Source organism: Nocardia ninae NBRC 108245, assembly GCF_007990755.1.
Taxonomy (GTDB): domain Bacteria; phylum Actinomycetota; class Actinomycetes; order Mycobacteriales; family Mycobacteriaceae; genus Nocardia; species Nocardia ninae.
Map to the genome: position 1 here is coordinate 15,142 of NZ_BJXA01000099.1, position 12,672 is coordinate 27,813.

General features: G+C 68.2%; 12 protein-coding genes and 1 pseudogene. 5 read left to right on the plus strand and 8 right to left on the minus strand.

What is annotated here, in order from left to right:
* Positions 1-9: 9 nt before the first annotated feature.
* Positions 10-1,149, minus strand: coding sequence for a GDSL-type esterase/lipase family protein (locus tag NN4_RS39600; RefSeq protein ID WP_186818848.1), 1,140 nt, complete (start codon positions 1,147-1,149; stop codon positions 10-12).
* Between the two features lie 110 nt (positions 1,150-1,259).
* Here NN4_RS39600 and NN4_RS39605 point away from each other — a divergent pair, with 110 nt between their 5' ends.
* On the plus strand, positions 1,260-1,736 hold the full coding sequence (locus NN4_RS39605) for a MarR family winged helix-turn-helix transcriptional regulator (RefSeq protein WP_147142159.1): 477 nt from the start codon (positions 1,260-1,262) through the stop codon (positions 1,734-1,736).
* A gap of 3 nt (positions 1,737-1,739) precedes the next feature.
* On the opposite strand, the gene NN4_RS39610 is transcribed toward NN4_RS39605, so the two are convergent.
* Positions 1,740-2,411 (minus strand): TetR/AcrR family transcriptional regulator C-terminal domain-containing protein, encoded by a 672-nt coding sequence (locus tag NN4_RS39610; RefSeq protein ID WP_147142162.1) that lies wholly within the window; start codon positions 2,409-2,411, stop codon positions 1,740-1,742.
* A 91-nt stretch (positions 2,412-2,502) separates the two neighbouring features.
* Between NN4_RS39610 and NN4_RS39615 the strand changes: the two genes are divergently transcribed.
* Positions 2,503-3,519, plus strand: coding sequence for an NAD(P)-dependent alcohol dehydrogenase (locus NN4_RS39615; protein WP_147142166.1), 1,017 nt, complete (start codon positions 2,503-2,505; stop codon positions 3,517-3,519).
* A gap of 1 nt (position 3,520) precedes the next feature.
* On the opposite strand, the gene NN4_RS39620 is transcribed toward NN4_RS39615, so the two are convergent.
* A complete protein-coding gene (locus tag NN4_RS39620) occupies positions 3,521-4,471 on the minus strand; it encodes a helix-turn-helix transcriptional regulator (RefSeq protein ID WP_147142169.1) in 951 nt (316 codons plus the stop codon).
* Between the two features lie 63 nt (positions 4,472-4,534).
* Between NN4_RS39620 and NN4_RS39625 the strand changes: the two genes are divergently transcribed.
* Both NN4_RS39625 and NN4_RS45480 read left to right on the plus strand, forming a co-directional pair.
* Complete coding sequence (locus NN4_RS39625) at positions 4,535-5,689, plus strand: epoxide hydrolase family protein (RefSeq protein WP_147142173.1); 1,155 nt, start codon at positions 4,535-4,537, stop codon at positions 5,687-5,689.
* 85 nt (positions 5,690-5,774) lie between these two features.
* Positions 5,775-5,927 carry a hypothetical protein gene (locus NN4_RS45480; RefSeq protein ID WP_186818849.1) on the plus strand — a complete coding sequence of 51 codons (153 nt, stop codon included), beginning with the start codon at positions 5,775-5,777 and terminating at the stop codon, positions 5,925-5,927.
* A gap of 6 nt (positions 5,928-5,933) precedes the next feature.
* On the opposite strand, the gene NN4_RS39630 is transcribed toward NN4_RS45480, so the two are convergent.
* The 4 genes from NN4_RS39630 to NN4_RS39645 form a co-directional block, all read right to left on the minus strand.
* Positions 5,934-7,940: a 5-oxoprolinase/urea amidolyase family protein gene (locus NN4_RS39630; protein ID WP_246181337.1), complete on the minus strand. Its 2,007-nt coding sequence runs from the start codon at positions 7,938-7,940 to the stop codon at positions 5,934-5,936.
* A 71-nt stretch (positions 7,941-8,011) separates the two neighbouring features.
* Positions 8,012-8,620: an urea amidolyase associated protein UAAP2 gene (locus NN4_RS39635; protein ID WP_147142180.1), complete on the minus strand. Its 609-nt coding sequence runs from the start codon at positions 8,618-8,620 to the stop codon at positions 8,012-8,014.
* Positions 8,617-9,369 carry a DUF1989 domain-containing protein gene (locus tag NN4_RS39640; protein ID WP_147142184.1) on the minus strand — a complete coding sequence of 251 codons (753 nt, stop codon included), beginning with the start codon at positions 9,367-9,369 and terminating at the stop codon, positions 8,617-8,619. The genes NN4_RS39635 and NN4_RS39640 overlap by 4 nt, the downstream gene beginning before the upstream one ends.
* Before the next feature lie 143 nt (positions 9,370-9,512).
* The gene (locus NN4_RS39645) at positions 9,513-11,051 is read right to left on the minus strand and encodes an amino acid permease (RefSeq protein ID WP_147142188.1); all 1,539 of its coding nucleotides are present in this window, start codon (positions 11,049-11,051) and stop codon (positions 9,513-9,515) included.
* A 209-nt stretch (positions 11,052-11,260) separates the two neighbouring features.
* Between NN4_RS39645 and NN4_RS39650 the strand changes: the two genes are divergently transcribed.
* The gene (locus tag NN4_RS39650; protein WP_147142191.1) at positions 11,261-11,929 is read left to right on the plus strand and encodes a TetR/AcrR family transcriptional regulator; all 669 of its coding nucleotides are present in this window, start codon (positions 11,261-11,263) and stop codon (positions 11,927-11,929) included.
* A 3-nt stretch (positions 11,930-11,932) separates the two neighbouring features.
* Here NN4_RS39650 and NN4_RS45485 read toward each other — a convergent pair.
* A pseudogene (locus NN4_RS45485) lies at positions 11,933-12,672 on the minus strand (TerD family protein); the annotation flags it as partial.

Consider the following 12,672-nt stretch of genomic DNA (forward strand, 5'->3'; position numbering starts at 1 on the left):
CTCGGTGGTTCAGTGGAACAATGCCGCGACGTCGACGGTCGCCGCCATGGCGCGGTGGCCCGCGTCGTTGAGGTGCATGCCGTCACCGCTGTCGTATGCCGGGAGGATGAAGTCCGGGCGTTGCGGGTCCTGCACCGCGCGGGCCACGTCGAAGACGGAGTCGAAAACGTCGGTGCTGCGCAACCATTCGTTGACCTCGCGCCGGGTCGGCAGGGTCTGCTCGATCGGCATCCCTGGGTAGATGCAGCCCGCGTACGGGCCGATGGTCGCGGCGTGGATGGTCAGGCCGGCGTCGTGGGCGCGGTGGGCGATCTCGGTGAAACCGGCGATCAGTTCTTCGGTGGTGGCGGGTGCTTCGCCCGACATGCCGCCCAGGATGAGGTCGTTGATGCCGAAGTTGATGAGCACGCTGCTGACGCCCGGGGTACTGAGGACGTCCCGGTTGAACCTGTCCAGGCCGGGCACGCCGATCTCGTTGGTCAGTAGTCGATTTCCACCGATGCCCTGGTTGACGACCCAGCCGCGGTCGAGTCGGTCGTTGAGGGCGTCCACCGAGCGGCGGTTCGCGCTCATGGTCGAGCCGACGCCTTCGAACCACGAATCGCCGAGCGCGACGGCGACGGGGGTGTCCGCCGGAGCGAGTACGTCGACACCGGTGACGTAGAAGCGCGCGGGAACCTCGTCGGCGGCACCGAGATCCGGTTGCGCTGCGACGTTTCCGTCTGCGACATAGGCGATTTCGCTGGGCTCATGCGAGCGGGTCGCGAGTCCGGTCTGTTCGGGCAGGTACAGGCTCAGCGTGAGATCGGTGCTCGCGGCGACGGCCAGCTCGACCGGATCGCTGATCACCGCACCACCCGCCGGGATGGTGACCTGGTCCGCGCCGTCGAACCGCAGGACGGTGTCGGTCTCGGCGATGATCTCGTTGCCGGTCTTGCGCAGCGCGACGTGCGCGGCGCCGATCACCAGTGGATCCCGTCCGTACAGGTTGGTGAGCCGGACGCAAAGTTGCTCGCCGCCGCCGGCCAAATGCAGCACCTGACGCACGGTCTGGTCGGCGAAGGGCCGTGATTCGCTGAGCTTGACCTGCTCGTAAGGGCTGATGACCGCGGAACGGAAACCGGCGACCCAGGCGGTGGTGTCAGACATTGAATGCTCCAGTAGTTGTCGTGAGGAATAATGCGTATGCATATTTCTAGTACGAAGTATTCCTCATGTCAACTATCCGCGAAGCAATCAGTACGGGGTAGGTTGGTGGCATGGATGCGGACCTGTTCGACGACCCACGGCTGACCACCATGGGCCTGCTGTTCGAGGCGCACGAAGGGTTGGTCACCAAGTTGACGCCGGTGTATAAGGCGCACGGGCTGTCCGGGCTGGATATGAATGCGCTCATGCGCCTGAGTCGTTCGCCCGGTCGACGGCTGCGCATGACGGATCTGGCCGCCCAGACGGCGCTCTCCACCAGCGGCGTCACCCGCCTGGTCGATCGGCTGGCCCGGTACGGGCTGGTCGAGCGTGCGCTCGACCCCGGCGACCGGCGCAGTGCGTACGCGGTGCTGACCGAATCCGGCGCGCAGCGGCTCGCGCAGGTGCTGCCGGACTATGTCGCCGCGGTCGAGCGCTGGTTCACCGGACTGTTGACGCCCGCGCAGCTCGACGGGCTGATCGGTGCGCTCCGTGTTGTTCGCGACACCACCAATCCCGAGGCGACGCTGGGGGCCGAGGGGCAGTGATGCTCAGTCGGCGGCTTCGCCGAGGAGTCGTTCGAGTCCGTCCAGGATCAGGTTCAGGCCGAAGGTGAAATCCGCTGTGCCCGAGTGCTTCCCGTCGATCACCAGCTGTGACAGCGCGTTCATGTACGGAAACTGATCCGCGGGTATCCGTGGCAGGAACTGTGCTGCGGCGGAAGCGTACTCGTCCGGTTGCAGCGGAAAGTTCACTTCCTGCAGGGTGAATCCATAGATGTGGCTGTCCATCGCGTTCCAGGCGCGGTCGGCCTGCTGGTAGGAGAAGCCGGCCGAGTGGAGACAGCCGACGGTGGCGTCCACATAGCGCAGCATGGCGGGGCCGACATTGAGTCGCGAGCCGATCAATCCGGTCGCCCACGGATGTCGCAGCAGCACCTCGTGCGCCGACATGGCCCGCGCGCGCATGGCCGCCTTCCAGTCGCCGCCGACCTCGGGCGTGCCCATCTCGGCGACCACCAGGTCGGCGATGCCGTCGAGCAGGTCGTCCTTGTTGGTCACGTGGTTGTACAGCGACATCGCCTCGACCCCGAGCGTCTGTGCCAGTTTGCGCATGGACAAGGCCGCGAGGCCCTGCTCGTCGGCGAGTCGAACGGCGGTGTGCAGCACCTTCTCCCGGCTGAGCGGCGCGCGCGAGGTGCCGTGGGCAGCGGTCTTGGGCATGGACACCTCTCTTGACGGACTTACGGTGTAAGCGTACCGTCCGTAGCGAGGGACTTACGCTGTAAGTAACCGTTTCACGCGAGGAAATCCCATGTCCGAGGCGCACAGCCCGCAATCCACAGTCGATGTCCGCACGATGACGGCGATCGTCGCGCCGCGCTACGGTGCCGGCGCGGTGCTCCGGACCGAGATAGTCGATCGGCCGAATCCACGCGCCGACGAGGTTCTGGTCCGGGTGCGGGCCGCATCGGTGAGCCAGGGCGATATCCACCTGCTCACCGGCACGCCCTATCTGTTGCGGCTGGGCTTCGGCCTGCGGCGGCCCAAGGATCCGATCATCGGGCACGACCTGGCCGGCGAGGTGGTCGCGGTCGGCGGCGACGTGACCGGATTCCGGCCCGGTGACACGGTATTCGGTGCGGCGGATTCGGGCGCCTTCGCGGAGTACGTGTGCGTCCCGGAACAGCGGCTCGCCCACGTGCCCGACGGGCTCGCCATCGAAGCGGCTGCGGCGCTGCCCGATTCGGGCATGACGGCGCTGCAAGGGTTGCGCGATGCCGGTCGGCTCCAAGCCGGGCAGACGGCGCTCGTCAACGGGGCCTCGGGTGGGGTCGGCAGCTTCGCGATCCAGCTCGCCAAGGCGTTCGGGGCCGAGGTCACCGCCGTGTGCAGTACCCGGCACGTCGAAGTGCTGCGCTCGTTGGGTGCTGACCATGTAATCGACTACACCACCGATGATTTCACTGTCGGCGAGCAGCGGTATGACGTGCTGCTCGACCTGGTCGGCAACCGATCGCTGCGGGACTGTCGCCGAGTACTGGCCTCGAAGGGTGTCTTCGTCTCTTCGGCGGGCGCACCCGGCGGGAACTGGGCCGGGCCGGTGCTGTGGATGGGTAAGGTGCTGCTGGCCAACCTCTTCGCGAGTCAGCGGATCGCACTGCTGCTCATGCGTCCGCGCCGCGCGGATCTCGAGTTCTTGGCGGAGTCGGCCGCTGGCGGCACCCTCCGGCCGCTGATCGAGCAGAGCTTCCCCTTGGCGAAAGCGGCTGAGGCTGTGCAGCATGTGCTCACCGGGCACGCCCAGGGCAAGACGGTGATCGCCGTCTGAGCTAGCCGACCGATCCCGCGAGCCGGGCGCTGAGCTCGCGGATATGGGCGACCAGCTCCGAAGGCTCGTGCACGCGGAACGGAAACCCGAACGTGGCGACGTAGATGGCCAACTCGTCGAGCGAATTGGATCCTGTTCGGAGCAAGCAGGTTTCGGCGTCCACCGCCTCGATCACGCCGACGGTGGGCGCGATACGGTCGGCGGCGACCTCGGCGGGCACGCCGAGGGTGATGCTTGCGGAGTAGCGGTACGGCGCACTCGACACGCCTCGGGAGACATACCCGGACAGATCGACGTCGGGTGCCGCGCGCGGGGTGAAGCGCGGCCCGGTCGGGATGCGGGGATGCAGCCGGTCCGCGCGGTAGGTGCGCCAGTCGGCCCGGTCGACGTCCCAGCCGATGAGGTACCAGCGGCGGCCGGTGTGCGCCAGGCGGTGTGGTTCGGTGGTGCGTAACGAGGTTGTGCCGTCATGGCTTCGGTAGTCGAAGCGCAGGCGATGGCTATCGCGGATGGCGCCCGCTATCGCGGTGAGCGTGTCCGGGTCGACGGTCGGACCACCGGCCGACACCGTGACGGTGACCGATTGCAGCAGGCTGACGCGGTGGCGCAGCCGGGACGGCAGCACCTGTTCGAGCTTGGTGAGCGCGCGCAACGAGCTGTCCTCGATGCCGGTGATGGTGCCGCCCGCGGCGGTGCGCAGCCCGATGGCGACCGCCACCGCCTCGTCGTCGTCCAGCAGCAGCGGCGGCAGTTTGGCCCCCGCGCCGAGCCGGTACCCCGCGACGCCGGGGGTGGCGTCCACCGGGTAACCGAGGTTGCGCAGCTTGTCGATGTCGCGGCGCACCGTGCGCACATCGACCTCGAGGCGTTCGGCCAGGTCGGTGCCGGTCCAGTCGCGGGGCGTCTGCAAGAGCGACAGCAGCCGAAGCAGTCGCGCGGAGGTTTCCAACATGATTTTCAGTCTGCCGGAAAGCTAGGGCGAAAGCTGTCCTAGGTGGGTCATAGTGTTTATCTCATGAGCAACGAGATCCACGAATTCCGCATCGACATCCCGCAGCAGCAGCTCGATGACCTGCGCACTCGGCTCGACGGCGCGCGCTGGCCCGCACCGCTGCCCGGCGACGGCTGGGACACCGGCGTGCCGACCACCTGGCTGCGCGAGCTGGTCGACTACTGGCGTGGCGAATACGACTGGCGGGCGGCGGAGGCGCAGCTGAACTCCTACGCTCAGTTCACCACCGAGATCGACGGGCAGCGCATCCATTTCCTGCACGTCCGCTCGCCCGAAGCGGACGCGCTGCCGCTGCTGATGACGCACGGCTGGCCGGGTTCGGTGGTCGAGTTCCTCGACGTGATCGGGCCGCTGTCGGATCCGCGGGCGCACGGCGGCGACGCGAAAGACGCGTTCCACCTGGTGATTCCGTCGCTGCCGGGCTTCGGCTTCTCGGGGCCGGTCACCGAGGCGGGCTGGACCGTCGAGAAGATCGCGCAGGCGTGGGCCGAGCTGATGCGCAGGCTCGGCTACGAGCGCTACGGCGTGCAGGGCGGTGACATCGGGGCCGACGTGAGCCCCGAGGTCGGCCGGACCGCACCGGACCACGTGGCGGGCGTGCACGTCAACGGCGGTCCGGGTCCGTTCCCGTCACTGCCGCTGTCGGAGGCGGAACTGGCGAGTCTGACCGAGCTGGAACAGGATCGGATCCGCCGGATCGAGGCCTTCATGCAGGAGGAGTACGGCTACATCGCCGTGCAGTCCACCCGTCCGCAGACGCTGGCGTACGGGCTGGTGGACTCGCCGGTCGGGCAGCTCGCCTGGATCATGGACAAGTTCCGCGAGTGGACGCATCCGCGAAATGTCGACCCGGACAAGATCATTGATCGGGACCGCTTGCTGACCAACGTGATGCTGTACTGGCTCAACGGTACCGCCGGTTCGTCGGCGTACGTCGGTTACGCGCAGGAAGCACCCTGGGGCGCGACGAAGGTGAACTCGGGCGTACCCACGGCCGCACTGGTTTTCGCGCACGACGTCGGTATTCGCCAGTACGCGGAGACCGAGAACACCATCACGCGCTGGCACGATGTCGACCGCGGCGGCCACTTCGCGGCCATGGAGGAGCCCGAGCTGCTCACCACGGATGTCCGCGAGTTCTTCCGCGAGCTGCGCTGAAACCCGAAGTCGTTGGGCCTGTTCCGGCATGTCGGCGCTGGAGCAGGCCCACAATTAGGGCAGGACCGTTGGCGAGGTGCAGCCCATGGACAAACCACGACCATTCACCCAGGAACACCGGGAAGACTTCTGGCGCCGCTGCGGGTGGTCGCCCGAACTCCCGATAGCCGAGCGCGACGCGATCGAACGCGCCTGGGACGACGATTCGATCGACATGGCCGAGCTGTTCGGCTGGTGAACATCGCTACCCCGCGGTGAGCTCCCCGGCCTGCCGCCACGAGTCACGTTCGGCGGCAAAGGCTGTCGCCTGCACGGCACGGAAGTCGCTGATGGACTCGTCGTTGGCAGCGAGGAACTCGCGGTAGTCCGCGAGCCGGAATTCGCCGTCCTCGGCGGGTACCCGGACGTTGCCCGCGGCGAAATCGGCACGCAGGTCGAGCAATTCGTCGGCCTCGACCGGGTACCAGCGGATCCGATCGAAATAACGCAGTAGCCACGGTGTTTCCGCGCCGGTGGGATGCCGGTCCGCGCCGGGGTGGCCGGCGAGTGGACCCGCGTGGTGGTTCCAGACCTGGGTCGTCCGACCGACGAACTGGTAGCCGCCAGGGCCCTCCATGCCATAGATGCACAGGTAAGCGCCGCCGATGCCGACCGCGTTCTGCGGTGTCCACGTCCGCGCGGGGTTGTACTTGGTGGTGACCAGGCGGTGGCGCGGGTCGATCGGCGTGGCGACGGGTGCGCCGAGGTAAACATCGCCGAGGCCGAGGACGAGGTACTCGGCGCCGAAGACGGTGTCGTAAACGTCGGCCACCGCGGCCAATCCGTTCATGCGGCGAATGAACTCGATGTTCCACGGGCACCACGGGGCGTCGGCGCGGACACCGTGCATGTAGCGAGTGATGGCCTCGCGGGTGGCCGGGTCGTCCCAGGACAGCGGCAGGTGCACGGTGCGGCTCGGCACCACGAGCTCATCGGCGGCGGGCAGGTGCCGTTCGGCTTCGGCCAGCAGGTCGAGCAGCGTCGGCACCGGCAGGATGTGCGGGTCCACCCGGATCTGCAGCGAGCGGATGCCGGGGGTCAGCTCGGTCACGCCGCGTACCCGCGCGGCGAGCAGGTGCTGGTGCAGGGCGTGCACCCGGGCGCGCAGGCCGAGATCCAGTGTCATGGTGCCGTATTCGACGAGCACGGCGTCGTCGCCCGCGCGGCGATAGGTCACGCCGGTCTCGTCGTCGACCTCGGTGCGCCGCAGTATGCCATCGTCGCCGTCACCGCCCGCGGACAGCACGGTCGGCCAGCAGGCGCGGCGCCCGACGCCGAGGTCGCGCACCGAGGCGGCGCGATCGCTGCGGATCGGCACGAAACGCACCGCGTCGCCGGGGGCGAGCTGCCCGAGCTTCCAACGATCGGCGGCCACCACGGTGACCGGGCAGACGAAACCTCCGAGGCTTGGGCCGTCGGGGCCGAGCAGGATCGGGGTGTCGCCGGTGAAATCCAGTGCGCCAACCGAATACGGGGTGTCGTGGATGTTCGACGGGTGCAGGCCCGCTTCGCCGCCGTCGGTGCGAGCCCAGTCGGGTTTCGGACCGATCAGCCGGACGCCGGTGCGGTCGGAGTTGAAGTGCACCGTGTAGTCGGTGCCGACGATGGCGTCGAAGTCGGCGCGGGTGAAGAATTCCGGTGCGCCGTGCGGGCCTTCGGTCACCGCGAGCTCCCAGCGCCTGGCGAGCACCGGCTGGTCGTCCATCGGGACGGCGGTCGCGAGCGGATCGTGTGGCGGCCCGAGTGTCAATTCTTCGCCGGCTCGCAGCGCGTTGCCCGCGCTACCGCCGAACCGACCGAGGGTGAACGTCGCTGTGCTGCCGAGATATTCGGGCAGCTGGATACCGCCCGCGAGCAGCAGGTAACAGCGCATCCCTGGTCCGCGCACGGCACCGACATCGAGTACGGCCCCGGCGGGAATCTGTATGGTGCGCCACTGCTCCACCGGATCGCCGTTCAGCGTCACCTCGGTCGGTGCGCCGGTGACGCACACCCAGGTGGCCGCCGAAAACCGCAGTGTCGGACCGCCGAGCGTGCACTCCAGACCGGCCGTGCCTTCGGCATTGCCGAGCACCCGGTTGCCGAGCCGGAACGACAGATCGTCCATCGGCCCCGACGGTGGGACGCCGACGTGCCAATACCCGATTCGCCCCGGCCAATCCTGCACCGTGGTCAGCATGCCGGGGCGGACGACCTCGACGGAGGTGGGCACGGGTGCGGTGGCCGCCGCCGCGCAATCAGCTCGAGCCGCAGGCGCAGCGGCGCCGGATAGGTCGGTGACGGTCATTTCGACACCACCATCCGCACCGGGGTGGGGTCGAAACCGTTGCAGGGATTGTTGATCTGCGGGCAGTTCGACACGAGGACCAGCGTGTCGAACTCGGCCCGGAGCGTCACTTTCTTTCCGGGAGCGGACAATCCGTCGACGATGCCGAGGGTGCCGTCCGGTTCCACCGGCACGTTCATGAACCAGTTGATGTTGGACACCAGGTCCCGCTTGCCGAGGCCCCATTGCAGCGCGGCGGTGAGGAAGTTCTCCACGCAGGCATGCTGGTGGCGAGTGTGGTGGCCGTAGCGGAGTGTGTTGGACTCCTGCGAGCAGGCGCCCGCGATGGTGTCGTGGTTGCCCACCTCGTCGGCGACGACCGTCATCAGGGCGGTGCCCGCGTCGGTCCGCAACACGCTGCCGGTGGTGAGGAAGATATTGCGCTGCGCGGCGATGGTGGCTTGCGCGCTGTAGCGGTCGGTGTGGTCCGCCGCCGAGTACAGCAGGCAGTCCACCGCCTGGTTGCCGTGTAGATCGATGATCTCCAGTTGCTCGCCCGCCCTGACGATCGCCGACCAGGGTGCGCGGGCGGGGACGGTCTCGTCGAGCACGATCTGCCTGTTCATTTCCCGACCTCCAGCGTGCGGGCGGCCGCCCAGGCCGTTTCGGTGTTCTGCACGGCCCGTTGGTATTCCGGGTCGCTGTTGTGCGTGACGGTGAGATCCTCCGGTGCGGCCCACGCGACGACATCGAGATCCGTTGCGGCCCGGTCGTCCAAGGGATGCGCGGCATTGGCGACGAGCAGGATCACCGGCAGATGCACGAGCAGGTCGACCGAGGCACCCGCCGCTGCGCTGCCGGTGCCGGTCAGTGCGCCGTCGGTGGCCACCCGTACGCCGCGGAAGAACGACACCGTCGGCCCGATATCGCGCGGCGCCAGACCATGTTTGGCGCCGGCCAGGCGCAGCAGCTGTCGCGCTTCGGCGATCGGCCCGCACAGGGCGTCGTGCTTGCCGGAAGTATCGGCGAGCACGGTGGCCAGGATGCGGCCCTGATCGGATAGCAGTGGATGGCCGTTGCCCAGGTAGGCCTGCCATGGAACTTTGACCGTGTCAGCGACATTCAGCCGTTCCCAGGGGGCATCGGCCCGCACCAGGAGCAGGTGCGCACCCGCCGCTCCGGCCGGATCGGACAACCGGATCCGAGTACCGCGCCCGAGCACGATATTCGCGTATCCGGCTCCCGGAATGCGCTGGGCAAAAGTGATTCTCGCGGCGTCGACACCGTCGGGCAGCCCGGGCTCCGTGGTAGCCGCCGCGGCGGCCTGTGAGCGCGCATGCGCCCGGGCACCCGTGGTGGATGCGGTGTTCGTCATCGTCAGCTCCTTCGCAGGATGCGGGTCGAGCACTCGCCTAGCGCTCGTACCGATTTCGGACTTCGCCTTCGCAAGCGCTCCTTTGCGCTGCTCGACGGGTAACGAGTGCGTGGTGGTGGCCGGCACCACCACCACGCGAACGGTCAGGTGGATTCCGTTGCAGGCTCGGGACTTTCGGCGGTGCCCGGCGTGCGGACTACGAACCAGTGCACGACCACTCCGACGGCGACCACCAGCAGCACGAACAGCGGTGCGGCCCACAGCATCCACCAGCCGCCACCGTTGGGCGCGTACACCTCGGGCCGCGGCCAAGCCAGGTTCACCGCCATCGCGACACCCCACAGCACGGCGAGCGCGTTGATCGGAATCCCGAAGCGCCCCAGGCTGAACAGGCCGGGCTCGCCCGCTTCGTCGGCGGGCATACCCTTGCTCCGCCGCACCAGCAGCGGAACCGTGACGAGCAGATATGCCAGGTACAGCGTCACGATGCACACGCTGGCCAGGGTCGCGAAGATCGCGGCATTGCCGAGATTGAGCACCAGCAGCCCAATACCGAGCAGCCCGATGACCACCGCGGGCAGCGCCGGGGTACCGAACCGCGGGTGCACCGCGGCAAGTCGACGGGCGAACGGCAACTTCCCGTCCCTGGCCATCGAGAACATCAACCGCGACCCGGCCGTCTGAATGGCCAAGGTGCACACCGTGATCGCCACCGCGACGCAGCCGAGCAGCACCGTGCCCGCCGGGCTGTCCAGCTTCGAGGTGAGCACATAGGCCAGCCCGTCGGTGGCCAGCGCACCGTCGGACAGGCTCGGCGCGGCCATCAGCGCGCCGAGCAGCAGCAGCCCGCCGCCGAGGGCGGACACCGACAGCGCGGCCAGGATGGTGCGTGGCGCGACCCGGCGCGGGTTCTTCGTCTCCTCGGAAAGCTCACCGGCGGAATCGAAGCCGACCATCACATAAGCGGCCATCAGCCCGGACACCAGGAACGCCGCCCAGTACGACCCGGGCACGGCCTGATCGGTCTGCCAGACCACGCCGGGCCCGCGCTCGGTGTGGGTGAAGAACAGCGCGATGATCGCGAGCACGCCGACGATCTCGACGGTGACGCCGATCGAGTTGATCCGCGACATCAGGTCGATGCCGAGCACATTGATGGCCGTGGTGATCGTCAGCAGGATGCTGCCGAGCAGCACCGCGTTGGTGGCACCGGACGACGAGGTGAGCGCGGTGTCTGCGCCGATGACCTGGAACCCGCTCCAGATCGACGGCAGCACCACCTGCAGCGCGATCGCCGCCGCGGCGGCGGTGACGATCTGCGCGATCACCATCATCCAGCCCGCGAACCAGCCGACCAGCTCGCCGCCGAGCCGACGCGACCACTGGTAGATGCAGCCCGAAATCGGGTAGCGCGCAGCCAATTCGGCGAAGTTCAGCGCGACGAGGAACTGTCCGGCGAACACGATCGGCCAGGTCCAGAAGAACGCGGCGCCGCCGAACGAATAGCCGAAGCCGAAGAACTGAAAGATGGTGGTGAGGATGGAGACGAACGAGAAGCCCGCGGCGAACGAGGCGTAGCGGCCGAGTTTGCGCCGGAGCACGGGCTGATAGCCGAATCGGGCCAGATCGGCGCCGTCGCGGCTGGTGTCGGGCGGAGGGGCGGGGGCGAACGTTGTGGCCATGAGGGTCCTTCGGCGAGCGGCCAATACCTATCAGATGACAGTTTTGCGGTGACGATCGCGCTTTCGGTGACCCGCGTGTATCGCTTGCGGTAACCCCGGTTACTTCTGCGTTGCCGAGATTTCTATCAAGTGACAGAAACCTCGCCGCGGCCTACCGGGGGACCGACCGTCGCGGATCGGTGCAGCGGATACCTGCCAGAATGGGCCTTGTGACAAACCTCGGCCCCGGCCGTCCTCGTGTGGAGCAGCGACGCCGTCGCGGCCAGACGCCGCGCGCCGAGATCCTGGACGCTGCCGGGGAGCTGTTCACCACCAACGGCTACGCGAACACCTCCACCCGTGTGGTCGCCGACGCGGTCGGCATCCGTCAGGCATCGCTCTATCACCACTTCGCCGCCAAGGATGACATCCTCGATGCGCTGCTTGCCGAAACCATAGCTGCCCCACTGGAACTCGCCGAACGACTGGGGAGCGTGTCGGCGACGCCGCCTGCCCGCCTTTACGCGCTGGCCTGGTTCGACGTCGGCCAGCTCTGCGCCGCGCGCTGGAATCTCGGTGCGCTGTACCTGCTTCCGGAGCTGCGCACCGAGCGGTTCGCCACGTTCCGGCTGCGGCGCGACGAACTGCGCGGGCACTACGAGGCTTTGGCGGTCGAGGTCCTGGCCGAGGCCGGCGGGGCGGGCATCGCGGGCGCCGAGGCCCTGCCGTTCCGGCTGGTCGAGATGGTGATCAGCATCCGCTCGGACGAAGGTGCGGCACCGGCCACCGCGGCGCGAACCATCCCCGAGGCGGCGCTGCGGGTGCTCGGCTGGCCCGGTGATCTGAACGCGCTGCGCGACGAGGCACAGCGGCTGCTCGAACAGCTCGAAACAGCTTGACTCCTACTTCCCCGCGCTGCGTCCCCACTCGAGACCCCAGCGGTAGGCCTTGTCGACCTCCATCTTTCCCCAGAGCGGGCGCCGGGCGGGCGGCCGCACGAACACGCCTTGACGCTGAACCACGAACTCGCCGTTGATGTTCTCGATCAGCGCGAGCACCATCTCCCGTGAGTTGTCGGTGCATCCGCTCACCGACATCTCGATCGGCGGCGAGCCGACCGGGTAGAGCGTGGCGGTCGCCTCGACACCACGGAAATCGTCGGTGCCCTCGTACAGCGAGGCGAACACCAGGATCCGGCGGAACTTCGCGGTGTGGTCGAGGTTGATGTCGAGGTTCTCGCCCGCCGCGACCGCGCCGGTCCGATCATCCTTGTCGAGCAGGATGTAGGGCGCCTGGTGCAGCGAGCCGAAGCCGTCGAGCGGGCCGATGGAGCCCTTCGTCCCGTCGGTCAGCTCCCAGAAGCAGCACAGGTCCAGGTCGAGGCCGGCCTTGCGCTTGCCGAAGCCGCGCCGCGCCGGGGCCGTGTTGCCGGACCAGTTCAGGTTGATCCGCATCACGCCGCCGGTCGCGCCTTGCTTGGTCAGCGAGATCGAGGGGGCGTCCTTGGTCAACGAGATCTTGCTGAGGTTGACCGAGGCGGCGGACGGTTGTTGCGGAACCTGCGGTGGCGCACCGGCATTCGGTGGCATGCCGCCCTGCGGCGGCGCGCCGTGGGGGTTGGGCGGTGGCGTGAACTGCGGTT

Bases quoted from the DNA above. Each gene is read 5' to 3' on its own strand.
- NN4_RS39600 (WP_186818848.1), bottom strand. From the start codon at position 1,149: ATGTCTGACACCACCGCCTGGGTCGCCGGTTTCCGTTCCGCGGTCATC.
- NN4_RS39605 (WP_147142159.1), top strand. From the start codon at position 1,260: ATGGATGCGGACCTGTTCGACGACCCACGGCTGACCACCATGGGCCTG.
- NN4_RS39610 (WP_147142162.1), bottom strand. From the start codon at position 2,411: ATGCCCAAGACCGCTGCCCACGGCACCTCGCGCGCGCCGCTCAGCCGG.
- NN4_RS39615 (WP_147142166.1), top strand. From the start codon at position 2,503: ATGTCCGAGGCGCACAGCCCGCAATCCACAGTCGATGTCCGCACGATG.
- NN4_RS39620 (WP_147142169.1), bottom strand. From the start codon at position 4,471: ATGTTGGAAACCTCCGCGCGACTGCTTCGGCTGCTGTCGCTCTTGCAG.
- NN4_RS39625 (WP_147142173.1), top strand. From the start codon at position 4,535: ATGAGCAACGAGATCCACGAATTCCGCATCGACATCCCGCAGCAGCAG.
- NN4_RS45480 (WP_186818849.1), top strand. From the start codon at position 5,775: ATGGACAAACCACGACCATTCACCCAGGAACACCGGGAAGACTTCTGG.
- NN4_RS39635 (WP_147142180.1), bottom strand. From the start codon at position 8,620: ATGAACAGGCAGATCGTGCTCGACGAGACCGTCCCCGCCCGCGCACCC.
- NN4_RS39640 (WP_147142184.1), bottom strand. From the start codon at position 9,369: ATGACGAACACCGCATCCACCACGGGTGCCCGGGCGCATGCGCGCTCA.
- NN4_RS39645 (WP_147142188.1), bottom strand. From the start codon at position 11,051: ATGGCCACAACGTTCGCCCCCGCCCCTCCGCCCGACACCAGCCGCGAC.